The 24025-nt window shown below is 65.2% G+C and carries 25 protein-coding genes; 16 read left to right on the top strand and 9 right to left on the bottom strand.

Annotation, left to right across the window (positions count from 1 at the left end; genetic code table 11):
• Window positions 1–34: 34 nt before the first annotated feature.
• Both GDN70_RS21515 and GDN70_RS21510 read right to left on the bottom strand, forming a co-directional pair.
• Entirely contained in the window at window positions 35–1006 is a 972-nt protein-coding gene (locus tag GDN70_RS21515; RefSeq protein WP_028144796.1) for an MBL fold metallo-hydrolase, read from the bottom strand.
• A gap of 222 nt (window positions 1007–1228) precedes the next feature.
• Window positions 1229–1894 carry a GntR family transcriptional regulator gene (locus tag GDN70_RS21510; RefSeq protein ID WP_038970218.1) on the bottom strand — a complete coding sequence of 222 codons (666 nt, stop codon included), beginning with the start codon at window positions 1892–1894 and terminating at the stop codon, window positions 1229–1231.
• Window positions 1895–2014: 120 nt separating this feature from the next.
• Here GDN70_RS21510 and GDN70_RS21505 point away from each other — a divergent pair, with 120 nt between their 5' ends.
• The 9 genes from GDN70_RS21505 to GDN70_RS21465 all read left to right on the top strand — a co-directional run bounded on the left by GDN70_RS21505 (window position 2015) and on the right by GDN70_RS21465 (window position 11001).
• A complete protein-coding gene (locus tag GDN70_RS21505; protein WP_028144794.1) occupies window positions 2015–2809 on the top strand; it encodes an enoyl-CoA hydratase/isomerase family protein in 795 nt (264 codons plus the stop codon).
• 10 nt (window positions 2810–2819) lie between these two features.
• On the top strand, window positions 2820–4079 hold the full coding sequence (locus GDN70_RS21500; RefSeq protein WP_028144793.1) for a CaiB/BaiF CoA-transferase family protein: 1260 nt from the start codon (window positions 2820–2822) through the stop codon (window positions 4077–4079).
• A 50-nt stretch (window positions 4080–4129) separates the two neighbouring features.
• Window positions 4130–5119 carry a tripartite tricarboxylate transporter substrate binding protein gene (locus GDN70_RS21495; RefSeq protein WP_028144792.1) on the top strand — a complete coding sequence of 330 codons (990 nt, stop codon included), beginning with the start codon at window positions 4130–4132 and terminating at the stop codon, window positions 5117–5119.
• 297 nt (window positions 5120–5416) lie between these two features.
• Window positions 5417–5899 carry a tripartite tricarboxylate transporter TctB family protein gene (locus GDN70_RS21490; protein WP_028144791.1) on the top strand — a complete coding sequence of 161 codons (483 nt, stop codon included), beginning with the start codon at window positions 5417–5419 and terminating at the stop codon, window positions 5897–5899.
• A gap of 10 nt (window positions 5900–5909) precedes the next feature.
• Window positions 5910–7436: a tripartite tricarboxylate transporter permease gene (locus tag GDN70_RS21485; RefSeq protein WP_152103010.1), complete on the top strand. Its 1527-nt coding sequence runs from the start codon at window positions 5910–5912 to the stop codon at window positions 7434–7436.
• 4 nt (window positions 7437–7440) lie between these two features.
• Window positions 7441–8445, top strand: a complete 1005-nt coding sequence (locus tag GDN70_RS21480; RefSeq protein ID WP_038970219.1) for a 4-hydroxythreonine-4-phosphate dehydrogenase PdxA — start codon at window positions 7441–7443, stop codon at window positions 8443–8445.
• A 133-nt stretch (window positions 8446–8578) separates the two neighbouring features.
• Complete coding sequence (locus tag GDN70_RS21475) at window positions 8579–8794, top strand: hypothetical protein (RefSeq protein ID WP_081494253.1); 216 nt, start codon at window positions 8579–8581, stop codon at window positions 8792–8794.
• A gap of 134 nt (window positions 8795–8928) precedes the next feature.
• Complete coding sequence (locus GDN70_RS21470) at window positions 8929–9990, top strand: glycosyltransferase family 4 protein (RefSeq protein ID WP_028144788.1); 1062 nt, start codon at window positions 8929–8931, stop codon at window positions 9988–9990.
• A gap of 12 nt (window positions 9991–10002) precedes the next feature.
• Entirely contained in the window at window positions 10003–11001 is a 999-nt protein-coding gene (locus GDN70_RS21465; protein WP_038970221.1) for a L,D-transpeptidase family protein, read from the top strand.
• A 38-nt stretch (window positions 11002–11039) separates the two neighbouring features.
• On the opposite strand, the gene GDN70_RS21460 is transcribed toward GDN70_RS21465, so the two are convergent.
• The 3 genes from GDN70_RS21460 to GDN70_RS21450 all read right to left on the bottom strand — a co-directional run bounded on the left by GDN70_RS21460 (window position 11040) and on the right by GDN70_RS21450 (window position 13690).
• A complete protein-coding gene (locus GDN70_RS21460; RefSeq protein ID WP_038970222.1) occupies window positions 11040–11456 on the bottom strand; it encodes a cupin domain-containing protein in 417 nt (138 codons plus the stop codon).
• A gap of 50 nt (window positions 11457–11506) precedes the next feature.
• Window positions 11507–12250, bottom strand: a complete 744-nt coding sequence (locus GDN70_RS21455; protein WP_038970223.1) for an SDR family oxidoreductase — start codon at window positions 12248–12250, stop codon at window positions 11507–11509.
• A 360-nt stretch (window positions 12251–12610) separates the two neighbouring features.
• Entirely contained in the window at window positions 12611–13690 is a 1080-nt protein-coding gene (locus tag GDN70_RS21450) for a methyl-accepting chemotaxis protein (RefSeq protein WP_038970224.1), read from the bottom strand.
• A gap of 273 nt (window positions 13691–13963) precedes the next feature.
• Between GDN70_RS21450 and recJ the strand changes: the two genes are divergently transcribed.
• The 3 genes from recJ to GDN70_RS21435 all read left to right on the top strand — a co-directional run bounded on the left by recJ (window position 13964) and on the right by GDN70_RS21435 (window position 17599).
• The gene (gene recJ, locus GDN70_RS21445; RefSeq protein ID WP_038946684.1) at window positions 13964–15805 is read left to right on the top strand and encodes a single-stranded-DNA-specific exonuclease RecJ; all 1842 of its coding nucleotides are present in this window, start codon (window positions 13964–13966) and stop codon (window positions 15803–15805) included.
• A 91-nt stretch (window positions 15806–15896) separates the two neighbouring features.
• A complete protein-coding gene (locus tag GDN70_RS21440) occupies window positions 15897–16706 on the top strand; it encodes an SDR family NAD(P)-dependent oxidoreductase (protein ID WP_173015848.1) in 810 nt (269 codons plus the stop codon).
• Window positions 16707–16801: 95 nt separating this feature from the next.
• On the top strand, window positions 16802–17599 hold the full coding sequence (locus tag GDN70_RS21435) for an aldolase (protein WP_028144781.1): 798 nt from the start codon (window positions 16802–16804) through the stop codon (window positions 17597–17599).
• Between the two features lie 119 nt (window positions 17600–17718).
• On the opposite strand, the gene GDN70_RS21425 is transcribed toward GDN70_RS21435, so the two are convergent.
• A complete protein-coding gene (locus GDN70_RS21425; RefSeq protein ID WP_152103008.1) occupies window positions 17719–18948 on the bottom strand; it encodes a lytic murein transglycosylase in 1230 nt (409 codons plus the stop codon).
• Between the two features lie 149 nt (window positions 18949–19097).
• Between GDN70_RS21425 and GDN70_RS21420 the strand changes: the two genes are divergently transcribed.
• Window positions 19098–19358, top strand: coding sequence for a hypothetical protein (locus GDN70_RS21420; RefSeq protein WP_038970237.1), 261 nt, complete (start codon window positions 19098–19100; stop codon window positions 19356–19358).
• A 71-nt stretch (window positions 19359–19429) separates the two neighbouring features.
• Complete coding sequence (locus GDN70_RS21415) at window positions 19430–19681, top strand: hypothetical protein (protein ID WP_028144778.1); 252 nt, start codon at window positions 19430–19432, stop codon at window positions 19679–19681.
• A gap of 20 nt (window positions 19682–19701) precedes the next feature.
• Here the strand turns inward: GDN70_RS21415 and GDN70_RS21410 are convergent, their stop codons facing one another.
• Window positions 19702–20235, bottom strand: a complete 534-nt coding sequence (locus tag GDN70_RS21410) for a MarR family winged helix-turn-helix transcriptional regulator (protein WP_028144777.1) — start codon at window positions 20233–20235, stop codon at window positions 19702–19704.
• Between the two features lie 54 nt (window positions 20236–20289).
• Between GDN70_RS21410 and GDN70_RS21405 the strand changes: the two genes are divergently transcribed.
• Both GDN70_RS21405 and GDN70_RS21400 read left to right on the top strand, forming a co-directional pair.
• Entirely contained in the window at window positions 20290–20769 is a 480-nt protein-coding gene (locus GDN70_RS21405; protein WP_028144776.1) for a carboxymuconolactone decarboxylase family protein, read from the top strand.
• Window positions 20770–20790: 21 nt separating this feature from the next.
• Window positions 20791–21294, top strand: coding sequence for a cupin domain-containing protein (locus GDN70_RS21400; RefSeq protein WP_028144775.1), 504 nt, complete (start codon window positions 20791–20793; stop codon window positions 21292–21294).
• 25 nt (window positions 21295–21319) lie between these two features.
• On the opposite strand, the gene GDN70_RS21395 is transcribed toward GDN70_RS21400, so the two are convergent.
• Both GDN70_RS21395 and GDN70_RS21390 read right to left on the bottom strand, forming a co-directional pair.
• Window positions 21320–22312 carry a DUF808 domain-containing protein gene (locus GDN70_RS21395; protein ID WP_028144774.1) on the bottom strand — a complete coding sequence of 331 codons (993 nt, stop codon included), beginning with the start codon at window positions 22310–22312 and terminating at the stop codon, window positions 21320–21322.
• Window positions 22313–22396: 84 nt separating this feature from the next.
• Entirely contained in the window at window positions 22397–24019 is a 1623-nt protein-coding gene (locus tag GDN70_RS21390) for a peptidoglycan DD-metalloendopeptidase family protein (protein ID WP_028144773.1), read from the bottom strand.
• Window positions 24020–24025: the final 6 nt, after the last annotated feature.

The following is a 24025-nucleotide window of genomic DNA, read 5'->3' as shown; positions in this document are numbered from 1 at the left end:
ATCCGGGCGGCGCGCGCCGCCCGGACCTGACGAGCTACAAGGTCATCTGCATCGGTTCGGGATAATAGTGGAAGCCTTCACCGGCCTTGGCGACATGGCCGTAGCCCGGCCAGGCGAAGTGATAGGACATCACCGGGGTCTTGTTGGCCGCAAGCATCGTCAGCAGTTTGACGCGCGATTCCGCGGCCTGCTTCGGATCGGTGTCGTAGGAGAATTCCATGCGCGGCCGCTCGAGCAGCAGCACGGAATGGTGCGAGAGGTCGCCGAGGAAGGCGAAGGACTTGCCGGCCGACGACACCAAGAAGATGGTGTGGCCGACGGTGTGACCGGGCGCGGAGATCGCCTGCACGCCCGGCAGGAATTCCTGGCCGTCCTTGAAGAACACGATCCGGTCACGGACCGGCAGCAGGTTCTTGCGGGCGTGAACGACGAAGTCCTTGGCCGGACTGCCGAGCTTGCCTTCGTCGGTCCAGAAGTCGAAATCGGTCTGCGAGATGTAGATCTGCGCGTTCGGAAACAGCGGCTTGCCGCCTTCGTCGACGATGCCTCCGATATGGTCGATATGGGCATGCGAGCACACGACGGCATCGATGTCCCCCGGCTTGATGCCGGCCTCGGTCATGCTCTTCTGTTGCCGGCCGGTGCTGGCGCCGAACATCTTCGATGAGCCCATGCCGGTATCGAACAGGATGAGCTTGTCGCCGGTGTTCACGATCGGCGAGTTCTGTTCGAGCACGACGTTGTCCGGCGACAGGAAATTGTCCGCCAGCATCTTCTTCACCTCTTCCTTGGGAACGCCGGTGAAGGTTCCGGAGGGATCGCCGAGCGGCAGCGGCCCGTCGGACACGACGGTGACCTCGGCATCGCCGAGAACGAAGCGGTGCCAGTAGGGCGTCTGGGTGCCGAGCTTGGGAGCCCGCGCCATCGCGCTGGTGCCGAGCATGGCGCTGGCACCAAGGCCAGCTCCGAGCGCGAGTAGGGATCGACGGGAGACATCGATTGTCATGCGTTTCCTCCGCTTTTGTCTTTTGTTTTGCGCGATTGTTCGCGCGTTGGGACCGGCCTGATCGGGCCACGCGGCCGCAGGTCGGCAGAGAAGTATGCTGCTCCGGCCGCGACAAGCTAGCAAGTGGAATTAGTGCGCAGATTCACGCGGAGCGAGAACGAGCTGCCGGGCGGGAAGGCCACGTGTGACGCACTCACTGGCCAGGACAACGCGAATTGCGCCTTACGCAATTTTCAGCGTGAGATCGTTCCCTTCCGTCTCGGCAAAACCCGCCTGCAAGACCTCTTCGCGCTTGTGGCGGAGATGCGCGCGCAAAATGTGGGAGAGGCCGAGGCCGTCGCGGCGCTGGAGCGCGTTCAGGATGGCATCATGCTCCTTCACGGCGAGCGCCCAGCGCTGCGGCGTCATCGGCGTGACGTAGCGCGCGCGCCGGATGCGCGCTGTCACTGATGTGTAGAGCCCCGCGAGCACGGGATTTCCGGCTGCGGTGACGATGGCCTCGTGGATGGCGCGATTGCCGCGGTAGTACTGGATCAGATCGCCGTCGCGATAATGCAGCACCATGGCCGCATGCGCGGCGGCGATCTCGTCGATCTCGGCGTCCGTGATGCGTTCGCAGGCGAGCTCGCCGGCGAGGGCCTCCAGGCCCTGGCAGACCTCGAACAGGTCGCGCATGTCCTTGTCGGTCAGCTTTGCCGCGCGCGAGCCGCGATGCGGCAGCAACTGCACGAGGCCTTCGGCGGCCAGCACCTTGAGTGCCTCGCGCAGCGGCGTGCGCGAGATCTCGAGCCGTTCACATAGCTCGCGCTCGGGAATCCGCGCGCCAGGCGGAATTTCGCCATCGAGCAGGATGGCCCGGATACGGCCGACGACGTCCTCGTGAAGCATGGGGGACCAGCGCTCCAATTTGAATGCAAAACTGAGGTATCCGATCGATATTTCGAAGTTCCAGCTTGCTAATCGCAGATTTTGCATTCAAAAATGTAAAAAACAAGAGGATATGAGGAAATGGACCGGGCGGTAGGGGCAGACGACCTCGTTTTTGAATGCAACGACGGCATCGGGCGGATCACCTTCAACCGCCCCCAGGCCCGCAACGCCTTCACTTTCGCCATGTACGAGCGGCTCGCCGCGATCTGCGAAGAGGCCAACAGCGATCATGCGATCAAGGTGCTGGTGCTGCGCGGGGCCGGCGACAAGGCGTTCGCCGCGGGCACCGACATCAACCAGTTCCGCGAGTTCAAGTCGCCGCAGGATGCGATCGACTACGAGAACCGTATCGATCGCGTCCTGACCACGCTCGAACAGTGCCGGGTGCCGACCATCGCGGCGATCAACGGGTTCTGCACCGGCGGAGGCGCCGGCATCGCCGCGGCCTGCGACCTGCGCATCGGCACACGCAGTGCCCAGATTGGATTCCCCATCGCCCGGACGCTCGGCAATTGCCTGTCGATGTCCAATGTCGGCCGTCTTACCGCACTCATCGGCGCCGCGCGCGTCAAGGACCTGATCTTCACCGCACGTCTTGTCGATGCCACGGAGGCGGCGAGCGTCGGACTGCTCGGCGAGATCGTCGAGGATCTTGCTGCGCTGGACCGGCGCGCCGACGAAGTGGCCCGGCTCGTCGCCAGTCATGCGCCGCTGACGCTGAATGCGACCAAGCAGGCGGTCGGCCGGCTGCAACAGCGGCTGACGGGAGACGAAGGCGAGGATCTCATCCTGATGTGCTACACGAGCCAGGATTTTCGCGAAGGGCTCGATGCTTTCCTCAACAAGCGCGCGCCGCAATGGCGCGGCCAATAGGACGGGCCCGATGCAAAGCGATCGATCGCAATCCAATTCTCGCCGTTCGGGACCGCTTGCCGGCCTCAGGGTCGTCGACCTCACCCATGTCATGGCCGGGCCGACCTGCACCCTGATGCTCGCCGACATGGGCGCCGACGTCATCAAGATCGAGAAATCGCCGAACGGCGACGACACCCGCCATTCGGTACCGCCGAAGATCGGCGAGGAGGCGGCCTCCTTCCTGATGATGAACCGCAACAAGCGCGGCATCGTGCTGGATCTGAAGACCGAAGGCGGCAAGCAGGTGCTACGGCGGCTGATCGCTGATGCCGATGTGCTGGTCGAGAACTTTGCGCCGGGCGCGATGGAGCGCCTCGGCTTCGGCTACGAGGCGCTGCACGAGCAATTCCCGGCGCTGATCTACTGCTCGCTGTCGGGCTTCGGCCGCACCGGTCCCTACAAGCACCGCCGCGGCTTCGACCTCGTCGCGCAGGCCATGAGCGGCATCATGAGCTTTACCGGCGAACGCCCCGACGGTCCGCCGGTCAAATGCGGCCCGCCGCTCTCGGACATCACCGCCGGCCTGCTCGCCAGCATGGGCATCCTCGCAGCCTATACACATCGCCTCAAGACCGGCGAGGGGCAGTGGGTCGAGACCTCGCTCTATGAGGCCGCCCTGGTGCAAACCTATTGGCAATCGACCATCGCGCTCGCCGCGGGGACCGCGCCGCGCGCGATGGGCTCGGCCCATCCGCTCAATGCGCCGTACCAGGCGTTCGAGGCTTCCGACGGCTGGCTCGTGGTCGGCGGCGCCAACAAGAAGCACTGGCTCTTGATGCTGGAAGCCCTTGGCGCCAGCGAACTCGCCGCCGATCCGCGCTTCGTCACCGGGGCCGACCGCATGGCAAATCTGAAAGTGCTCGAAGCGGTCCTGAGCGAGCGCTTTCGCACCCGGTCGCGAGCGCACTGGCTCGCGGCACTGGACGAGAAGGGCGTGCCGTGCGGACCGGTGCATGACATGCTGGAGGCGCTCAGGGATCCCCAGACGCTGGCGCGCGAGATGGTCGTCGAGGTCGAGCATTCCACGCTCGGCCCGGTGAAGACGATCGGTCTGCCCGTCAAGTTTTCGGAGACCCCAGGCAAAGTCCTCTCGGGCGCGCCGGTCTATGGTGAGCATACGAGCGAGGTGCTGGCCGAGTACGGGTTCGACCAGAAGCAAATCGAAGCGCTCGAAAAAGAAGGCGCAATCGTCTTAGGCGCAGGAAGACGCGAGGAACGCGTCGCCTGACCGGGCGTCGATACGACAACGATAAAAGGCAAGATCCGCTGGAGGAAATCATGGGTCGGACGTCGATATTCTTCTCCGCAGCCGCGACGATGCTCGCCGGCACGATGCCGGCGCTCAGCGCCTGGCAACCGCAAAAGCCGATCGAGTTCGTGGCCACCGCCGGACCGGGCGGCGGGACCGACAATCTCGCCCGCGCGGTGCAGAACATCATCACCAAGCACAAGCTGACGGAGCAGCCGATCGTCGTCGTCAACAAGGGCGGCGGCAGCGGCGCGGAAGGCTATGTCTATGGCAAGGCCTCCGCCGGCGATCCCTACAAGGTGATTTTCGGCACTTCGAACGCCTGGCAGCAGCCGCTCGTCTCCAAGGTCGCCTTCAACTACACCGATCTCACCCCCGTAGCGGCGATGGCGCAGGACGAGTTTTTGCTCTGGGTCAAGCAGGACGCGCCTTACAAAACGGCGGGTGACTATCTGAAGGCGGCCGGATCGGGCGAGTTCAAGATGGGCGGCGCCCAGTCGAAGGACACCGACGAGGTGCTGACGCGCATGATCGAGAAGGCCGGCAAGGTCAAGCTGACCTATATCCCCTTCAAGAGCGGCGCCGAGACCGCCGTGCAGCTCGCCGGCGGACATCTCGATTCTCACGTCAACAATCCCAGCGAAAGCCTCGGGCAATGGCGCGGCGGCACGCAGCGGCCGCTCTGCGTTTTCAGCCCGAAGCGGCTGCCGCAGGGCGCCAAGGTCACCGCGACCGAAGGCTGGGGCGATGTTCCGACCTGCGTCGAGCAAGGGCTCGACATCAAGCAATATGAGCAGCCGCGCACCGTGTGGCTGCCCGGCAAGGTCACGCCGGACCAGGCCGCGTTCTATGTCGACCTCATGAAGAAGGTGCAGGCGACGCCGGAGTGGAAGGACTACATCGAGAAGACGTCCCAGGTCGACACCTTCCTGACGGGTGCCGAGTTCGACAAGTTCATCAAGGAGGATCTCGAGCACGTCAAGCAGGTGGCGGGCGAGCAGGGCTGGCTCGTCAAGTGAGGCGGGGCGCATGCAGCGGGGGTGACGATGTGGGCAGGGCTTCCCGCAGCATGTCGACCATCATGCCAAATCCGCCGCTGTCGTCCCTGCCTAGCGCGCAATTGCGCGCGGAGGCGCAGGGACCCATACCGCGTGATCTGTCGAGAAGTGTCGGTCGCTGTACCGACGTGACCTTGAGTCTTCGTCAAATTCCTCCCTGGGGTTATGGGTCCCTGCGTTCGCAGGGACGACACCGAGCGCCGGGGAAGGATGCGTGGCTACAGCGGGCAATTGCCCGACCTCTGAGCGGAGCCCCCCATGATCTCGCGCCGCGCGCTTGAACTTGCGACCGCCGTCCTCACCGGCGGCTTCGGTGTCGCCGTCGTCGTCTCCAGCTTCGACAACGGCATCGGCTGGTCGAGCGCGGGCGTCGATGCCGGCACGTTTCCGTTCCTGACCGGCATCGTCATCGTGCTCGGCAGCCTCTACAACCTGGTGCGGGGCGTGTTGCCGGTTGCGTCCCTGGCAAACGTTCCCATCGCGATCACGTCGATCGAGCTGCGCCGGCTTGCCGGCCTGTTCGTGCCGGCCGCGATCTTCGTGGCCGCGATCCCGCTCGCCGGGATGTACGTCGCCTCGGCGCTCTATGTCTTCGCGGTGCTGGCGATCCCCAGACATCAATCGGTGCCGCGCGCGCTGGGGATGGCGGCGGCGACGGCGCTCGCGCTCTACGTCGTGTTCGAGCGCATGTTCCAGGTGAGCTTGCCGCACGGCGCGCTCGCAGCCGCCTTCGGGTTCTGACGGAGGGCCGATGGACAATCTCGGGGAACTCCTCCACGGCTTCAGCATCGCGGTCACCGTGCCGCATCTGGTGCTGATGGTCGTCGGCGTGCTGCTCGGCATTCTCGTCGGCGTGCTGCCGGGGCTGGGTGCGCCGAACGGGGTGTCGCTGCTCCTGCCGCTGACCTTCGGCATGCAGCCGGTGTCGGCGATCATTTTGCTCTCCAGCATGTATTGGGGGGCGCTATTCGGCGGCTCGGTCACCTCGATCCTGTTCAACATTCCCGGCGAGCCGTCGTCGGTTGCGACCACCTTCGACGGCTATCCGATGGCGCGTGACGGAAGGCCGACCACGGCGCTCGCCACCGCCTTCGGCTCGGCCGCGTTCGGCGCGCTGATCGGCGTCATCCTGATTACCTTCCTCGCGTCCTGGGTGGCGCAGGTCGCGCTCGCCTTCGGGCCGGCGGAATACTTTGCCGTCTACTTCCTGGCCTTTGCCAGCTTCGTCGGCATGGGCGGCGCCGCGCCGATCAAGACCCTCGTGGCGCTGGCGATCGGCTTTGCGATCGCCGCGATCGGCATCGACACCGTCTCCGGCAGCGTCCGCCTCACCATGGGCGTCGACGAGCTCGTCAAGGGCGTGAGCTTCGTCGTCGCGGTGATGGGCCTGTTCGGCATCGGCGAACTGCTGGTTGCGGTCGAAGAGGAATTCCACGCCCGCGCGGTGTCCTCGAAGATCGACTGGCGCGAGGTGCTCCGCGCGGTCGGCCGCCTGCCGCGGCATGGCGTTGCCTTGCTGCGCAGCGCCGCAATCGGCTGCTGGATGGGGATCACCCCGGGCGGGCCGACCGCGGCGTCCTTCATGAGCTATGGCATCGCCCGCCGCTTCTCGCGCCGCGGCCGCTATTTCGGCACCGGAGAGGTCGAAGGCATCATCTCGCCGGAGACGGCTGACCATGCAGCCGGCACCAGCGCGCTGCTGCCGATGCTTTCGCTCGGCATTCCCGGCTCGGCGACCGCGGCCGTCATGATGGGCGGGCTGATGATCTGGGGCCTCAATCCCGGGCCGATGCTCTTCGTCGACCAGAAGGACTTTGTCTGGGGCCTGATCGCCTCGATGTATGTCGGCAACATCGTCGCCGTCGCCTTGGTGCTGCTGACCGTACCGGTGTTTGCCGCCTTGATGCGGATTCCCTTCGTGGTCATCGCCCCGCTGATCGTCATCATCTGCGTCGTCGGCGCCTATTCGGTGTCGAACTCCTATCTCGATGTCGTCATGATGCTCGGCTTCGGAATCGTCGGCTATCTCTTCAAGAAGCTGTTCTATCCCTTGGCCCCGCTGGTGCTCGCGATCGTCATCGGCGACAAGGCCGAGGATGCGTTCCGGCAGTCGATGCTGATGTCGAAGGGATCGCTCGGGATCTTCGTTGCGAACAAGCTGGTGACATGCCTGATCATGGCCGGCATCGCGCTGCTGCTGCTTCCGCTCGCGTTGCAGCTCGCGCGTCTCTGGCGCAAGCCCCCCCCGCGACCGAAACGACCGCCCAGGAGAAGGTGATCATATGACCGCAAAGCCGCTGATTGCATTGGCAATGGGAGATCCCGCCGGCATCAGCCCGGAGCTGACGGCCAAGCTGGTGGCGCAGGATGACATCCGCGCGGGCTGCCGGCTCGTCGTGATCGGTGACCGCCGCATCTTCGAGGAGGGCGCGCGCATTGCCGGCGTCAAGCCGGCGCTGAAGATGGTCGAGCAAGGGGCCGATCTTCGCGCGGCGGAGGGCGAGGCGCTGTTCGTCGATCTCGGCCATCTCGATCCCAAGGAGGTCGAGCCGAAGACCGCGACCCTTGCCGGCGGAAAATTTGCGCTGACGAACTACAAGCACGCGCTCGAGCTCGGCCGCGACGGCCGCGTCGAGGCGGTCTGCTTCACCCCCTTCAACAAGCAGGCGATGCGGCTTGCCCGCGCCGAGTACGACGACGAGATCGCGTTTTCGGCCGAAGTGGTTGGCCTCAAGACCGCGGCGAGCGAGTTCAACGTGCTGGACCGGCTGTGGAACGCGCGAGTCACCTCCCATATTCCGCTGAGGGACGTTGCTGCAAAGTTGTCCAGCGAACGCATCCATCGTGCGCTCCAGCTGACCGATGCCTGCATGCGCAACGCCGGTTTCGCGCGGCCGCGCATCGCCGTCGCCGGTCTCAATCCGCACGCGGGCGATGGCGGAAATTTCGGCCGCGAGGAGATCGATATCATTGCGCCCGTGGTCGCGGCCGGCCAGCGCGAGGGCATCGCCGCGGAGGGACCGTTTCCCGCCGACACCGTCTTCCTGCGCGCCAAGGGCGGCGCCTTCGATGCCGTGCTGACGATGTATCACGACCAGGGCCAGATCGCGATGAAGCTGATGGGCTTCGACCGTGGCGTCACCTTGCTCGGCGGCTTTCCATTCCCGATCTGCACGCCAGCGCACGGGACGGCTTACGACATTGCCGGGCAAGGCGTCGCGTCGATCGGAGCCAGCCGGGCCGCGTTGCTGCTCGCCGCGGGGATGGCCGCGCGGCGCGCCGCCTGATTGCACGCACCAGGGAGCAAGCGCTTGCTGCACTCGCCTTGCGGGCAGTATTAGACTTTCGGGAAAAACTGGAAACTTCCGCCGTCGCGACGAGTTGGCGTCCCATGAACATCTTCACGTCGGAGCTGGGAACATGGTCGACGACGGCCCGCTACGAACAGCGGTCGATACCGCATGGTGCGTGTACCGCGCGCGGCATCGCGATGTCGATGCTGCCGACGGCCGTCGCTGCCTGCTCGAGCGCCATCTGCGAGGGAGACGGGAAGCGCGAGAGAGCGACGGCGACGCCCAGGAACTCACGGGTTTCGGGCTGGCCTATCTCGAGCGGCTTTCCGATGACTCATGTTGATGTCGCTTGAGAGACTCCTGTGCCGCCTGGCGCGCGCAAGCGCCAGACCGGCTTGGACGTTGCTCGCGATTTCGAACCTCCTGTCCGCAGCCATCGTGCTGATCGTCCGATCAGCGATATAGCGGCGGGCTATCATGCGTATCGCTCAGCTTGCTCCCCTGGCCGAAAGCGTCCCTCCAAAGCTCTACGGCGGCACCGAGCGGGTAGTCGCCTGGCTGGTCGACGACCTCGTCAAGCTTGGACACCACGTCACGCTATTTGCCAGTGGCGACTCCCGGACGACCGGCAAGCTTCACCCGGTATGGCCACGCGCGCTGCGACTGGGCCGAAAGGGCGCGGATCCCGGGGCGGCCAGCGCGATGCTGCTGGAAGCGATCGCGAAGCGGGCGAGGGAATTCGACGTGATCCACGCGCATGTCGACTGGCTGCCACTGCCGCTGCTCACTCGCCTTGGCGTGCCGTTCCTCACGACCACGCACGGCCGCCTCGACCTGCCGGGGTTACCGGACGTGATCCGGCAATTCCCCGAGGCAAGCTTCGTGTCGATTTCCGATCACCAGCGCTTGCCGCTTCCCGATGCGAAATGGATTGGAACGATTCAGCACGGATTGCCGTCGGAGCTGTTGCGCCCCTCCTATGAGGACGGATCCTATCTGGCATTTCTTGGTCGTCTGACCGCCGAGAAGGGGCCGGAGGACGCTATCCGGATCGCGCACGCGGCCCGGATGCCTCTCCGCATCGCCGCAAAGATCCCACGCGCCGAGACCGCCTACTTCAGGAAGCACCTCGAGCCCCGGATCGACGGCGAAAAGATCCAGCTCATCGGTGAAGTCGATGACATCAAAAAGCAGGCCTTCCTCAGCGAGGCGGCCGCGCTTTTGTTTCCGATCGACTGGCCGGAACCTTTCGGGCTGGTCATGATCGAGGCGATGGCCTGCGGCACGCCCGTGATCGCCTACCGTTCCGGCTCCGTCCCTGAGGTGATCGAACACGGTGTGACCGGCTTCATCGTCGAGAACGAGGAGCAGGCGGTCAAGGCCGTCGACGAACTGGGCAAGCTGGATCGAAGGAAGGTGCGTGCCCGCTTCGAGGAACGCTTCACCGCACGCCGAATGGCGCGGCAGTATGAACAACGGTATCGCGAGCTGGTTGCCGCTGCAGCCCCAGGGTTCAACATGCAACCGCAGGAAACCTGAAAGGAGGCGGCGATGTCCCTGACGAAAACGGGGCAGATTTGCATCTTACTTGTCTTTGCCCTGGCGGCCCCGCCAGCGTTTGCTGCCGAGATGTCGGCGGATGCCGTCAATTCTGCCCAGCCAACGAAGAAGAGCCTTTCGAATGAGAAGCCGACCCCGGCGGGCGTGCGCTTGCAGGTCCTCCTGGATCGGGCGCACTTCTCGCTAGGCGAGATCGACGGCAAGTTCGGCGAGAATGCCAGGAAAGCGCTGCGGGCCTATGCGGAAGCGCAGCAATTGCCGAGTTCCGATACCCTATCGGACGATGTTTGGAAGGCGCTGCAAGCGGATGACCGGCCGGCGACCGCGACCTACACCATCGCCCAGCAGGACGTGGCGGGTCCTTTCCTGACCAGACTCCCGTCGAAGATGGAAGACATGAAGGACATCCCGAAGCTCGGCTACACCAGCCCGCGCGAAGCGCTGGCCGAGAAGTTTCACATGAGCGAGCAACTCCTGGAGATGCTCAACCCCGGGCGCCATTTCGACCGGGCGGGCGAGATTATCGTCGTGGTGAACATTGGCAACGAGGGCAATGGTGCACCTGCCAAGGCCGACAGGGTCGAGGTCGACAAGGTCAGGCAGACGGTAAAGCTGTTCGATAAATCAAATGTCATGATCGGATTCTATCCCGCGACGGTCGGAAGCGAAGACAAGCCTTCGCCTTCGGGCACGCTCAAAGTCACGGAAATCAGCCGCAATCCGTACTATCGCTATAATCCCGACTATCACTTCAAGGGCGTCCGTTCCCGCACGCCCTTCAAGATCAGGCCTGGTCCGAACAATCCGGTCGGCACTGTCTGGATCAACCTGTCGGCTGAAGGCTACGGCATTCACGGCACGCCTTCGCCGGGCAAGATCTCCAAGGCGGAATCTCACGGCTGCGTGCGTCTCACCAATTGGGACGCCGAACGCGTCGCGGCGAGCCTGTCGAAAGGCACGCCAGTCGTTTTCGTCGAGAGTCCCAATTGACGCTGGTGGCAATCGCCAGCCAGCCTGCCGGTCTGGCGCTACTTCGCAAGAGGCGTCGTCAGCTGCTTGTCGGCCGTATCCACCACGAACACGGCCAGCAGCTTGGCAGGCTCGGTATCGCTGGCGTTCGCGCTGATGCCGTGGCGGTCGCCGGGGCTTTCGGAAAAGTTCTCGCCCTTTTGAAAGACCTTGGCCGGGCCGTCATTGACCTGACTGCGGATCGCGCCTTCCAGGACGGTGGCGTAGATGAAGGCGGAGGGCGCGTGGATGTGGGCCGGCGACGAGCCCCCGGGACCATATTCGACCAGCACGCCCTTCATGCTCTTGCCGGGGACATTTGGCAGCGCCTGGTCAAATACGACGGTGACCTTGGCCGATGGTGCTGCCGTCTCGGCCGCATGGACCGTCAGGACAGACGCGGCGTAAACCGCCGTTGCGATCAGCAATCTGGGCATGGGATTTCCTTCATTGCCGTTTCTTTATTGATTGCGGGACTGGCGGCCCCTCAGAGGCGCGCGAGCCATGTTGCGAGCGGCGTCTTCCCGAGCCGAGCCTCGCCGAGCGGGTTCAGCGATGTGTCCTGAATGGAGGCGCCGTAATATTGCGCTTTTGGGTCGCCGACCACCGTACGGCTGTCGCCGGAGGCTTTCTGGCGGCGCGCGACGAACTCATTGAAGGGAGCCTTCTCGGGGCCTGCGATGTCGATGGTGCCATTCAGCGGCCGCCCCGTTGCGATCTCTGCGAGGCAATCGACCACGTCGTCGGCGGCGATCGGTTGAAACAGCGCCGATGGAACGACGATCTTGTCTCCGGCCGCTCCCGCCTCGCCAATGGCGCCGAGGAATTCGAAGAACTGCGTGGCGCGGACGATAGAGTAGGGGACCGCGGAGGCCTTGACGATGGTCTCCTGGGCGAGCTTGGCACGGAAATACGCGATGTCGGGCGAGCGGTCGGTCCCCACGATCGAGAGCGCGACGTGATGCTTGACGGCTGCGGCGGCCTCGGTCCCGGCGAGATTTCGGCTCGAGCGCTCGAAGAACTCGAGCACGGCGGCGGGCTCCCAAGACGGCGCATTGGCCACGTCGACCACGACATCCGCGCCGGCCAGCGCCGCCGCGAGGCCTTCCCCGGTCACGGCGTTCACACCTGATTTCGGCGAGGCCGCTACCGCGTCATGGCCCCGCTGCTTGAGCTTCGCCACGAGCTTGGATCCGATCAATCCGGTTCCGCCGATCACGACGATCTTCATGGCATGTCTCCTTGGCATGTGACGAGCGCGAGATGGTTAGCCAGGGCGGACTCGCTCACGTCGATTAACGTGATGCGAGGCGACTCTATTCGATCACGGACGCGGGCCTCTTGCCTGTAACGGGCGCGGCTTGCCGGAAACTGCTTCAGAAGCCGGGGGGCGATGTCACAAAACCGCGAAGGGTCGTTCCCTCATGCCGCAAACACGATCTGCGATGCTCGCAGATTGCCCCTGTTTTGCCCGACGTGTCAAAATGTTTGAGAGAGCGAGGAAGCAAGCCCAGCTGAAAACACCAATGAAAGCAGCCCTTTGGCTACTGTGCATGGGGTTGTTTTCGGGTTTTTGAATCGGCCGGCTGTCTCACGCCCCGCAGACGATCACGCCGTACCAGCCGAGCCCGCGATAGGTCTCATAGCCCGGGGTCGCATGGAACGCGACCAGGGCACCCGAGCGGTCATGGTAGAAGCCGGAGCGCTGGCCGTTCAGCGAGATCGAGATGCGCTCGCTGAGGATGCCCTGGCCGTCGGACGCCGCGATGATGCGGAAATTCGAATCGACCAGCAGGACGCGGGCCTTGTCGCTGTCGCCGACGCGCACGCCCTGCACGATGGCGCGAGCCTGCGCCTCCCAGTCGAAGTGGATGGCGAGCACGCCAATCGGGGCGCCGTGGGCCTGACCGCCGGCTCGGACGCTGGCGCAATAGGTCGCCACCTGCGCATTGCCCAGCAGCGGCTGGTTCTCGACGTCGCCGGCGACGTAGTCGTCACCGGAGCGCAAGGTTCGCGCCTCGCGAAACCATTTGGTGTGGGCGACGTTCTGGCCGACCACGCGAAAGCGGTCGGCGCGGCCATTGGCGATGACGTTGCCGTCGAGGTCGCAGAGCCAGAGATCGAGATAGACGGTGTAGGCGCCGAGGATCACGCCCAGGCGCTGCGAGGCGTGGGAAATCGCTGCGGCGGCGGACGGCGAGGCCGCGCAATCGACCACGGCGGAATCGGTCGCCCACCAGCGCACATCGCAGGTGCGCTCATAGAGGTTGCGGTCGATCAGCTCGATGGCGTTGAGCGACAGGTCGACCATCCGCTCGCCGCGCGAGCGCTGGCTCATGCGGTCGATCGAGGCGACGAGATCGCCGGTGCGTTTGGTCAATTGGCTTTCGAGCTCGCGCGCGATGGTCTCGACCTGCTGGCCGACGCCGCGCACCTCCTGCGCCACCACCGCAAAACCCGCGCCCTGCGCGCCGGCGCGCGAGCTCTCGATTAGCGCGTTCAGCGCCAGCATCTTCATCTGGTTGGTGATTTGCTGGATCGACTTGGTCTTGTCGACCGCGATCTGGTTGACCTCCGCGGTGAGGCGGTTGATCAGCGCGGAGATGTCGGAATCATCGTCAGCGGGTTCGGTGGCGATCGGCTTGGCTTTCAGACCCAGCGCAGCAGACATCGGGGATTTCCCTTGGCAATGAGGTCTGATCTGCAATGAACCCGGAATAATCGCTTACAGATCGAATACGATTCTTTTTCGAGGATTCCGCCTAACGCCTGCTTAATTTGCTGTTCCGCCGAATGCCCAAATGATAGTCAGTCGGCGCAGCAAATCGGCAATCCACCGCTTTGTGCGGCGCGGAGATTGCAAATCCCTGAGGATTCCGGGTCAATCGTCCTGCAAGCCGGACCGATACCGTCGGCTCCGGGTTCCTCAAACCAATTGCGACCCATGACGCCGCCTGCAACCGCCTTGCCCGTCGAAGCGCCCCAGGCGTTTCTCGGCGTTGCGCGCTCGCTGACCGACAAGCTCTGGCGCGACCGGCTGGATCCCCGCGGAGCGGCCCAGGCGCTCGCCATGGTGCAGCGGCACCAGCTTCCCGAACTGCTGGCCCGGGTATTGGCCGGCCGCGGCGTCGACATCGACGCAGTCGCCGACTTCCTCGATCCGACCATCCGCAAGCTCCTGCCGGACCCCTTTACCGTGACGGAGATGGAGGCCGCGGCGAAGCGGATTGCGGATGGCGCGGCGAAGGGCGAGAAGGTGGCGATTTTCGGCGACTACGACGTCGACGGCGCGACCTCGGCAGCGCTGCTCGCCTGGCACCTGCGCCATTGCGGACTCGATCCGCTGATCCACATTCCCGACCGCATTTTCGAAGGCTACGGGCCCAATGTCGAAGCGGTTCGTGGCCTGGCGGCAAAGGGCGCCACGCTGCTCGTCACCGTCGATTGCGGCACCACCAGCATCGAGCCGCTCGCGGAAGCTAGACGGCTCGGCATGTCCGTGGTCGTGATCGACCATCACCAGGCCGGCACCGAGCTGCCGGAGGTTGACGCGCTGGTCAATCCGAACCGGCTCGATGATCTCTCCGGCCTCGGCCATCTCGCCGCTGTCGGTCTCGTGCTGGTGACGCTGGTTGCGGTCAACCGCGAGCTGCGTCAGCGCGGCTTCTGGAGCACGGAGATGCCCGAGCCCGATCTGCTCGGCATGCTGCATCACGTCGCCCTCGGGACGGTTGCCGACGTCGCGCCCCTGATCGGCCTCAACCGCGCTTTCGTCGCCAAGGGGCTGATCGCGATGCGGCGCCGCGACCATGTCGGCCATACCGCGCTGATGGATGTGGCGCGGCTCAACGGGCCGCCGGAGGCCTGGCATCTCGGCTTCATGCTGGGGCCTCGCATCAATGCCGGCGGTCGCATCGGCCGCGCCGATCTCGGCGTGCGGCTATTGCTGGAAGGCGACAGCGTCGAGGCCGCGCGGATCGCCGCCGAGCTCGACCGCCTCAACAGCGAGCGCCGCGTCATCGAGCAGGCGGCCGAAGCGCAAGCCGAAGCCGAGGCGCTGGCCTCGATCGGGCTCGAGGACAAGCTCAGCGTCATCGTCACGGCGTCCGAAGGCTGGCACCCCGGCGTCGTCGGCCTCGTGGCCTCCCGGCTGAAGGAAAAGTTCTCGCGGCCCGCTTTCGCCATTGCTCTGGAGCCAGGCGGCATCGGCACCGGCTCGGGCCGCTCGATCGCGGGCGTCGATATCGGCAAAGCCGTGCGGCAGGCGGTCACTGACGGAATTCTGCTCAAGGGCGGCGGCCACGCGATGGCCGCGGGCGTGACATTGCGGAAAGAGAAGCTCGCCGAATTCCGCGCCTATCTCGAGAACGCGCTGGCGCAGGACGTCGCGGAGGCGCGCCACGTCAACGAGCTCTATATCGATGGCGCGGTCTCCGCGCGCGCGGTGACGACTGAGCTTGCGGCGACGTTGAACCGTGCCGGTCCGTTCGGCAGCGGCAATCCGGAAGCCGTGCTGGCGCTGCCGGCACACCAGCTCGTTTTTGCCGACGAGGTCGGGCAGGCGCATCTGCGTCTGCGCTTCAAGTCGGGCGATGGCGCCATCGTCAACGGCATCGCGTTCCGCTCGATCGGCCAGAAGCTCGGCAACGCGCTGCTCGCCAACCGCGGCCAGCAACTGCATGTCGCCGGTTCGCTTTCGGTCGACCGGTACCAAGGCGTCGAGCGGGTGCAGTTCCGCGTCATCGACGTCGCGCTACCGGACCAGGGGCCATCCGTGATTAGATGACGCAAGATCTGATGCGACAAACGCGGAACGCGTTTGCGCAGAGATCATGCGTAAAAGATAACGGCCTCAAACAACAAAAAAGGGAGTGAACATGGCAGGGCAGGTTGAGGGCAAGGTCGCGCTGGTGACCGGCGGCGCCTCGGGTATCGGCGAGGCGATCGTCGAGCTGTTCGCGCGCGAGGGCGCGACCGTTGTCATCACCGACATCGATGAGCTGCGCGGGCCCGAGCTCGCCAAGCGCGTGACGAAAGCCGGCGGCAAGGCGGTATTCCTGGAACAGGACGTCACCAGCGAGGAGCGCTGGATCGATATCGTCGCCGACATCGCCAAGCTCTACGGCAGGCTCGATATTCTCGTCTCCAATGCCGGCATCGGCATCGCCGTGCCATCGATCGTCGACATGACGCTCGCCGACTGGCGCAAGCAGAACGCGATCAATCTCGACGGCGTGTTTCTCTCGGTCAAGCATTGCCTGCCGCTGATGCGCAAGCATGGCGGCGGCTCGATCGTCATGATGTCCTCGCTCGCGGGCCTGCGCGGTTCGCCGGGTCTGTCCGCCTATTCGGCGACCAAGGGCGGCGTGCGGCTGTTCGCCAAGTCGATCGCGATGGAATGCGCGGCGGCCGGCGACGGCATCCGAGTCAATTCCGTGCATCCCGGCATCATCGATACCCCGATCTGGGGCAAGATCCCGACCGGTGCGACCGGCGCCGGCCAGAACGCGCCGATCGATCCCGAGGAGCGTGCCAAGGTCGTCACGCCGCTCGCCCGCGCGGGGCAGGCGGCGGAGATCGCCTCAGGCGTGCTCTATCTGGCCTCCGATGCCTCGCGCTACGTCACCGGCAGCGAGCTCGTCATCGACGGCGGCATGAATGCCGGCGGCGTGCCGCGGCGGGCCTGAGCCGCGCAGGGCAGGGTGGCGGTCGCAGGGGCTGACGCGCAGGCGCCGCCCCTGTACAAGACGGCAGCTTTCGACCGACAGAGGTGTCCTTCGCCATGGCGCACAGCCTCCACGCTTCCTCACCCGCGTCAGCGCCATTCCGCTCGAACCGGCCGGACCTCGCCACCGATGCAATTCGCACCGCACGCGAGGATCTCGCCGCCTGCTTCCGCATGGCCGCGCGCAACGGTTTTGAGGAAGGCATCTGCAACCATTTCTCGGCCGTCGTGCCTGGTCATGACGATCTGTTCCTCGTTAATCCCTACGGCTACGCCTTCCGCGAGCTGACCGCGTCCAAGCTGCTGATCTGCGACTTCCACGGCAACGTGCTCGACGGCGAGGGCGTGCCGGAGGCGACCGCGTTCTACATACATGCCGAGATGCACAAGCGCCTGCCGCGCGCCAAGGTCGCGTTCCATACCCACATGCCCTATGCGACGGCGCTGTCGATGACCGAGGGCGATCCCTTGATCTGGGCCGGCCAGACCGCGCTGAAATTCTACGGCCGCACCGCGGTCGACCGCGACTACAACGGCCTTGCGCTCGACAATCGGGAGGGTGCGCGCATCGCCTCCGCCGTCGGCGATGCCGACATCGTCTTCATGAAGCATCACGGCGTGATGGTGCTGGCGCCCACCATCGCGGAAGCCTGGGACGATCTCTATTACCTCGAACGCGCCGCCGAGGTACAGGTGCTGGCGATGTCGACGGGGCGGAAAGTGCTGCCGGTCGATCCCGCGATCGCGGCCGAGACCTACAGGCAGATGCGCGAGGGCGATTCCGAATCCGCGCGGCTGCATCTCGCCGCGATCCGCAGGCAGCTGGATGCCGAGGAGCCGCAGTACCGGCATTGAGGCAGGCTGTCATTCCGGGGCGCGCCACTCGGCGCGAGCCCGGAATCTATTGTGCAGCAAGCAATGTGGAGGAATGGATTCCGGGTTCTCGCTACGCGAGCCCCGGAATGACGGCGTACCTACGACCCCTGCCGCAGCTTGGCCAGCACCTTCAGCCCGCCGTAGCCATCCGCCGGCGTGATGCCGGCGCGCTGTTGGAAATCCTTGATCGCCTTCATGGTGTCGTTGCCGACCCGGCCGTCGGTGCCGCCGGTGTCGAAACCGGCTTTCGTCAAGCGCGTCTGCATCTCCTGCACCTCGGCGAGCGTCAGCGCGCGCTCGGAGCCGGGGAAGGGCTGGATGAAGGGCGGCGCCCCCAGGCAGCGGTCGCCGAGATGGCAGATCGCGAGCGCATAGTTCATGGAAGGGTTGTAGCTCTTCACGGAATAGAAATTCGGTCCGAGCAGGAAGGTCGGTCCGCCCGCAACCGGCGTCCACATTTGCGCGGATGCGTTGGGCTGCGGGAACGGCTGGCCGTCGGCGCGGGTGACGCCGGCTGACGCCCAGGCCGCATAGGTGCGGCTGCCGCTCATATTGCCGGCGGCGCGCACCTCATAGCCCCAATGCTCGCCGCGATGCCATTTGCCGCGGTTGACGAGATATTTTGCGGTCGAACCCAGCGCGTCGTCGGGCTTGCCGAAGGGCGAGACCTTGCCGTCGCCGTCATAGTCGATGCCGACATTGAGCCAGACTTCCGGCATCCATTGCGAATGGCCCATCGCGCCGGCCCAGGAGCCCTGCATCTGCTCGGGCGTGCTCCAGCCCTTGTCGACGATGCGTAGCGCGTTGATCAGCTCGGTCTCCCAATAGGCCTTCCGGCGCGGCTCGTTCCAGGCGAGTGCGACGAGCGAGGGAAATACCGGCGTCATGTGGTTCTGCTGCACCAGGGGATCGCCATAAGCGGACTCGACGCCCCACAGCGCCAGCAGCGTGCCGCGCTCGACACCGAAATCCCGCTCGATGCGCGCCAGCAGCGCCTCGTTGTTCTTCAGCGCAATCTTGCCGTTGATGACGCGCCAGTCGGAGACGCGGCGATTGATGTATTGCCAGACCTGCTCGTGGAATTCGGGCTGGCTGCGCATCTGCTTGAACACGCTCATGTCGGGCTCGACCCGTCCCATCGCGCGTTGCCAGGTCGCGGCCGAAATGCCCTTGGCCATCGCACGTGCGCGGAAGCTCTCGCGCCATTCGTCGAAGCCTGGAGGCGCGGCGAGGACGCGTGTCGGGAATGCGAGCAGAGCGGCTGCACCGAACGTCGATTGCAGCAGGCTGCGGCGAGTCGGATGGAGGGAGGAATCAGCGTGCGTCATGGGCACATTGTAGCCCGAAACATGGCCTGTGTGGGTCGGTTCCTGGAACAGCCGCACGGCTGATTCTGCGCGGCCCGGGATCAGGCTTTCTGTCGGAACAAACTGTCGCACTCCCGCATTCCCTTCGTATCCGGAAGGAGGAAGAGATGATGAGGACATATCTGTTTGCCGCCGCCATGATCACCGCCGTCGCGACGCCCGCGTTCGCAGATGAAGTCGGCGTTCACGTCGGCCCGGTCGGCGCTGGCGTGACGGTCGGTCAGTCCCACGAGTACCGCGAGCGGGACCGCGATCGCGACCGCACCACCGTCATCAGGGAGCGCGCGCCCTCTGATCGCACCACGGTGATCAAGAAGCAGGACGAATTCGGCAATCGCGAAAAGACCGTGATTCATCACGACAACGACTAACGGAGCAGGCCCCGGCTGATCGCCGGGGCCTCTTCCGCGCACGCAGCCTGTCATCGAGAATTCGAGGTGGAATGAAGATACAAGCGCATGCGGAAAGCCATGTCGTCGAGCTCGACGACGGATCGCGCTGGCAGATTTTTCCGGGCGATCTGGCGATCACGCTGAGCTGGAAGCCCGAAACCACTCTGCACCTGGAGCCGAGCCGCGACCGGGTGACTTCGCACGTGCTGGTCAATGCCACGGATCGATCCCGCGTGCGGGTGATCGCCGCGACCGAGACTTGGCCCGCCGGCGACGTCAAGGACGCGTTGAAGGACGGGTAGGGCTTCGCCAGAGACGAACGTCAATCCACCTGGTCCTGCTGTAAATCAGTCGCAATTCCGGCGAGCCAGCGCCGGATTGTCGTTTCCGCTTTGCTATCCAAACCCCGAGTAAGTCGCTTCTCGAGCGCGATCACACGCTCGCGGCAGTCCTTCAGCAGCGTCGCGCCGCGCGGCGTCAGCGTCCATTGCTGAATGCGGCCGTGGACTGGATGGGGCGTCATCAGAATCGCGCCGTCGCGTTCGAGGTTGCGGATGATGACGCCGACAGTCTGGGGCGTCAGGAAGGTGAGGCGGGCGACGTCGGCGCCTGATAGTCCCGGATACGCGTTGAGCATGGTCAACACCGCGAATTGTGGCGATGTCACGCCGAGATCGGCCAGCGCCCGTTCCATCGTCAGGCGGACCGCGGCATGGGCCTGGCGCAGGAGATAGCCGAGATAACCTTGCTCGCCACGCTTGCCTTCTCCGGGCGCGGGTACACGCACGTCGCCGCTAGGTGCGGTCGCCTTGTACGCGGTTTTGGGTCTTGCGGCGGCTGCGGACTTGCGTGACATATAAGAGCTCTTATAAGATGTAAGCCTTCATACAATAAGACGAGGTGAACGGCAATGTCACATGCCCGTAGCGAATACGAGGATTTCAAGAAGATCGCTCCTGACGTCTATGATCTGGTGCTGGCGCTGGGTCAGCTTGCGGCCAAAGCCGGCCTCGACAAGCAGCTCATCGAGCTCGTCAAGCTGCGCGCCTCGCAGATCAATGGCTGCGCCTTCTGCGTGCAGCATCATGTCCTGCTGTCGGAACGGATCGGCGTTCCCGTCGACAAGCTCCATTTGGTCGCAGTCTGGCGCGAGGCGCCGATCTTTTCGCCGCGTGAGCGCGCCGCGCTGGCCTGGGCCGAGGCGCTGACTGTCCTGCCCGACGGCGTCAGCGAGGACGTCTATGCCGAAGCTGCCCGGGAGTTCTCCGAGACCGAGCTGATGTACCTGACCTCGGCGGTCGCCTCGATCAATGTCTGGAATCGCTTTGGGGCTGCGTTTCGCTGGACGCCGGCGCCGCGGCCGGTGGCCGCGAATGCTGCGGCATCCTGATCGGCACGAAGGGAGGTTATGATGACAGCAATGAGTTTATCTGCCGTACAGCGTCCGGCGCCGTCGCGTTCGACGGCGCTCGCCGTCGTTGCAGGGCTGGCCTGTGCGCTGGCGATCGGCAAAGCGCTGCCGGTGACGATGGATGCCGTCTCCGGCGCGCTGGCGCCGCTCTGCGCCACGGCGGCGGAGAGCTCGCCGCTCGACAAGGTCGAACCGATCGGCTCCTACGCATTGCCGAACGTGCCGGGCAAGCGCGTCACCATCGTGCGGGTGACCTATGGTCCGGGCGGGTTTTCACGGCCGCATCGTCACGCTGGATCCGTGACGGCCTACATCACCAAGGGCGAGATCCGCTCCCAGCTCGGCGGCGGTCCTGTCGCGACGTTTGGCGTCGGCCAGTCCTTCTTCGAACCGCCGGGCTCGACGCACCTGGTCTCGGCCAACGCCAGCGCGACGGAGCCCGCGGAATTGATCGCGGTGTTCGTTGCGGACGAGGGCGCGCAGCTCACGACGTTCTTGGAGTAGCCCGCACCCGTCGCCCGGATGGCGGCTAGGAGGCGCGGTCCTGCGATCGCCTCAGCCGTTTCCATGCCGGCGAGAGACCGTATTGGACTGCCGGAATCGCAACGGCGCCGACAAGTAGTCCAAGCACGCCTGAGATGGCTGCCTCGACCGACCATTCGATGATGCCGGCAACGGATGGAAGGGCGTGCGCGGCCGCCTCGGTTGCGGCATGGACCGTGCGGCCGACCACCGGCGGGCCGTATTTTTCGATGCCGTGCAGGATGATGCCGCCGCCAACCCAGATCATGGCGGCAGTGCCGATGGTGCTCAGCACCGCCAGGAAGGTGGGCATACCGCGGACCAGCGCGCGTCCAAGCGAGCGGATCGCGGCGCCAATGACTGAGGCGCCGTCATAGCGCGCAAGGGCCAACCCGGCATCGTCCGCCTTCACGATCAGGGCCACCACGCCGTAGACCCCGACCGTGATACCGAAGCCGACCAGCGCCAGCACCAGCGCCTGCATCCAGATGCTGCCCGCCGGAAGGGCCGCCAGCGTGATCGCCATGATTTCCGCCGACAGGATGAAATCCGTCTTGATGGCGCTCGCGACCTTCTCGTCCTCGACCGACCGGGCATTCAGCGCGATCGGCTCGAGCTGGGCTTCGTGGTGGTGCGCATGATGCGGCATCACGGCTTCGAGCACCTTCTCGGTACCCTCGTAGCAGAGAAAGGCTCCGCCCAGCATGAGCAGCGGCGTCACCGCGGTGGGAAGGAAATAACCAAGCAGCAGGGCAGCGGGAAGCAGAATCAGCAATTTGTTGCGCAGCGATCCGACCGCAATCTTGCCGACGATCGGCAGTTCGCGCTTCGAGGCAAAACCGATGACGTAGTTCGGCGTGACGGCAGCGTCGTCGATGACCACGCCAGCCGCCTTTGCGCCCGCTTTGGCAGCCTGGCTCGCTACATCGTCGAGCGAGGCCGCTGCCACCTTTGCAATCGCCGCGATATCGTCGAGAAGACCGATCAGTCCGACACTCATCACCCCGATCCCTGTTTTTGTTTGAGCCGGCGGTGCGCGCGACAACAAGCTCTTGCACCGCCCTTCATTGGAGCGAGCAAGCCCTCAATTCTCCTCGCCGCTCGATCCCTCGCGCAGATCCGGCTTGATCACGTCGTCCGGCAGCGCATGGGCGACCGGTTGCGACGTGACCGCGATCTCCGGGCCGACCTCCCGGCCGCGGGCGCGGATCAGTCGTTCGTAGGCGGAGACCAGGGTGACGTAGGGGCTGACCCAGATCCAGCCGTCGCGTGTGAACACCTGCACGTCGAAATGCAGATGCATCGAGGTGCCGGCGGGATGATCGAGATAATTCGAGATCACACCGATCTTCTCGCCTTCGGTGACGATGCGGCCATTGAGCACGCCATCGGCGTTCATTGCGTGCGGATTCATGTGCATGTAGCGGAAACGGATGTGCTCGGTGCGGCTGTTGACTTGAAGCGTCGCGGCCTGGTCCTTGGACGCGCGGATCACGATGGCGTCGCGCACGGCGACGACACCGCGCTGCTTGGGATCGCAGGGCTCGCGGCCTTCGCCGTGCGGCGGGCAGTCGGCGGCGCGGATGTCCTCGCCCTGATGGCCGTAACCGCCCGCGCATTGCCAGACCTCGAAACTGCGGGACTCGCAGAAATTGTCGCGCCAGGGATAGACGGTCGCGCTCTCCGTCTTGTCCCGCTTGGCATAGGATTGCGAGCGGACGAAGGCGGGCGCCTTTTCGAGCGGAAAGCGGATTTGTGCATAGGCCATTGCGTCGGGATGGCCGCCCTGCTTGCGGTAGCCGGTGTTCGGGATGATATCGCCGCTCGGCCGGTAGCTGAAATCCGCCGAACGGCCCGTCGGGCGATCGAGGATGTTGGAGGCAATGTCCGTCAATGGCCGCATGCGCTGGCCGCCCGCGACGCGCAGGGCCCTCAGGAAGCGCTCGGCGACCGGATAGGCTTCCTTGCAGGCCAGCCGCCGCGGCTTGGCGACGCTGTCGAGGCACTGGATCGACACCACATAGGCGACGCCGAAACGGGTGAAAGCGTAGCGTACATAGCCTTCCCGGATGAACCTGCGCAGGTCCGGGTAGAGTGCTGCGAGCGGTTTGATCTGCTCGCCCTTGCCGCCGGCGGGATCGGCGATGTCGTAGACGAGCGCCGATCCCGTGATCTGCACTTCGACCGGCCTTGTGAACACCCGGCCCGGCATGCCGTCGCCGGCGCCGGGCTCGAGCGAGAAAGTCGCGCTGTAGCCGGCGGGGCCGGCATCGAACATGTCGACGGGATTGAAGTCCGCCTGATAGCGCGACAGCGCGAGCGTCGCCGTCGCGCCGCTGCGTTGCGCCTCGAGGTAAGCGGCGGCGTCGAACGGCAGCAGCACCGGCACGGGACTGCGGGTGATGCCGGTGAAGAATCGTGAGGAAACCGCGTTGAGCTGCACCAGGGCGGGCATCGCGCGCGGATCGTAGCGCGGCACCGAACGGCGAGGTGCGAAGATGAAATCGTCCGCGACGCGGGGGCGGCTGTTGATCTCGGTGCGGAGTTGGTCGAGCGCTGCGCGCCAGTCGACGCGCAGGGCCGTGAGCGAGGGGCTGCGGAATTCATCCGCAGCGAGCGGAGCGGCAATGAGGAGCGAAAGCGACGCCAAAAGAAGCGAGACGAAGCGGAAACCCTTCCCAACCACTGTCTCGCCCCCCGGCGGCACCTGCGA

The sequence above is a fragment of the Bradyrhizobium sp. TM102 genome, from assembly GCF_009176685.1.
In the GTDB taxonomy this organism is placed as follows: domain Bacteria; phylum Pseudomonadota; class Alphaproteobacteria; order Rhizobiales; family Xanthobacteraceae; genus Bradyrhizobium; species Bradyrhizobium ottawaense.
This window is presented reverse-complemented; position numbering and strand designations above follow the sequence as displayed.

What these genes read in the sequence shown, in the direction of transcription:
- GDN70_RS21510 (WP_038970218.1), bottom strand. Translation starts at nt 1,894, where the DNA reads ATGCTTCACGAGGACGTCGTCGGCCGTATCCGGGCCATCCTGCTCGAT.
- GDN70_RS21410 (WP_028144777.1), bottom strand. Translation starts at nt 20,235, where the DNA reads ATGTCACGCAAGTCCGCAGCCGCCGCAAGACCCAAAACCGCGTACAAG.
- GDN70_RS21490 (WP_028144791.1), top strand. Translation starts at nt 5,417, where the DNA reads ATGATCTCGCGCCGCGCGCTTGAACTTGCGACCGCCGTCCTCACCGGC.
- GDN70_RS21455 (WP_038970223.1), bottom strand. Translation starts at nt 12,250, where the DNA reads ATGAAGATCGTCGTGATCGGCGGAACCGGATTGATCGGATCCAAGCTC.
- GDN70_RS21460 (WP_038970222.1), bottom strand. Translation starts at nt 11,456, where the DNA reads ATGCCCAGATTGCTGATCGCAACGGCGGTTTACGCCGCGTCTGTCCTG.
- GDN70_RS21500 (WP_028144793.1), top strand. Translation starts at nt 2,820, where the DNA reads ATGCAAAGCGATCGATCGCAATCCAATTCTCGCCGTTCGGGACCGCTT.
- GDN70_RS21515 (WP_028144796.1), bottom strand. Translation starts at nt 1,006, where the DNA reads ATGACAATCGATGTCTCCCGTCGATCCCTACTCGCGCTCGGAGCTGGC.
- GDN70_RS21465 (WP_038970221.1), top strand. Translation starts at nt 10,003, where the DNA reads ATGTCCCTGACGAAAACGGGGCAGATTTGCATCTTACTTGTCTTTGCC.
- GDN70_RS21450 (WP_038970224.1), bottom strand. Translation starts at nt 13,690, where the DNA reads ATGTCTGCTGCGCTGGGTCTGAAAGCCAAGCCGATCGCCACCGAACCC.
- GDN70_RS21470 (WP_028144788.1), top strand. Translation starts at nt 8,929, where the DNA reads ATGCGTATCGCTCAGCTTGCTCCCCTGGCCGAAAGCGTCCCTCCAAAG.
- recJ (WP_038946684.1), top strand. Translation starts at nt 13,964, where the DNA reads ATGACGCCGCCTGCAACCGCCTTGCCCGTCGAAGCGCCCCAGGCGTTT.
- GDN70_RS21425 (WP_152103008.1), bottom strand. Translation starts at nt 18,948, where the DNA reads ATGACGCACGCTGATTCCTCCCTCCATCCGACTCGCCGCAGCCTGCTG.
- GDN70_RS21405 (WP_028144776.1), top strand. Translation starts at nt 20,290, where the DNA reads ATGTCACATGCCCGTAGCGAATACGAGGATTTCAAGAAGATCGCTCCT.
- GDN70_RS21435 (WP_028144781.1), top strand. Translation starts at nt 16,802, where the DNA reads ATGGCGCACAGCCTCCACGCTTCCTCACCCGCGTCAGCGCCATTCCGC.
- GDN70_RS21505 (WP_028144794.1), top strand. Translation starts at nt 2,015, where the DNA reads ATGGACCGGGCGGTAGGGGCAGACGACCTCGTTTTTGAATGCAACGAC.
- GDN70_RS21480 (WP_038970219.1), top strand. Translation starts at nt 7,441, where the DNA reads ATGACCGCAAAGCCGCTGATTGCATTGGCAATGGGAGATCCCGCCGGC.
- GDN70_RS21400 (WP_028144775.1), top strand. Translation starts at nt 20,791, where the DNA reads ATGACAGCAATGAGTTTATCTGCCGTACAGCGTCCGGCGCCGTCGCGT.
- GDN70_RS21415 (WP_028144778.1), top strand. Translation starts at nt 19,430, where the DNA reads ATGAAGATACAAGCGCATGCGGAAAGCCATGTCGTCGAGCTCGACGAC.
- GDN70_RS21440 (WP_173015848.1), top strand. Translation starts at nt 15,897, where the DNA reads ATGGCAGGGCAGGTTGAGGGCAAGGTCGCGCTGGTGACCGGCGGCGCC.
- GDN70_RS21420 (WP_038970237.1), top strand. Translation starts at nt 19,098, where the DNA reads ATGAGGACATATCTGTTTGCCGCCGCCATGATCACCGCCGTCGCGACG.
- GDN70_RS21395 (WP_028144774.1), bottom strand. Translation starts at nt 22,312, where the DNA reads ATGAGTGTCGGACTGATCGGTCTTCTCGACGATATCGCGGCGATTGCA.
- GDN70_RS21475 (WP_081494253.1), top strand. Translation starts at nt 8,579, where the DNA reads ATGGTCGACGACGGCCCGCTACGAACAGCGGTCGATACCGCATGGTGC.
- GDN70_RS21485 (WP_152103010.1), top strand. Translation starts at nt 5,910, where the DNA reads ATGGACAATCTCGGGGAACTCCTCCACGGCTTCAGCATCGCGGTCACC.
- GDN70_RS21495 (WP_028144792.1), top strand. Translation starts at nt 4,130, where the DNA reads ATGGGTCGGACGTCGATATTCTTCTCCGCAGCCGCGACGATGCTCGCC.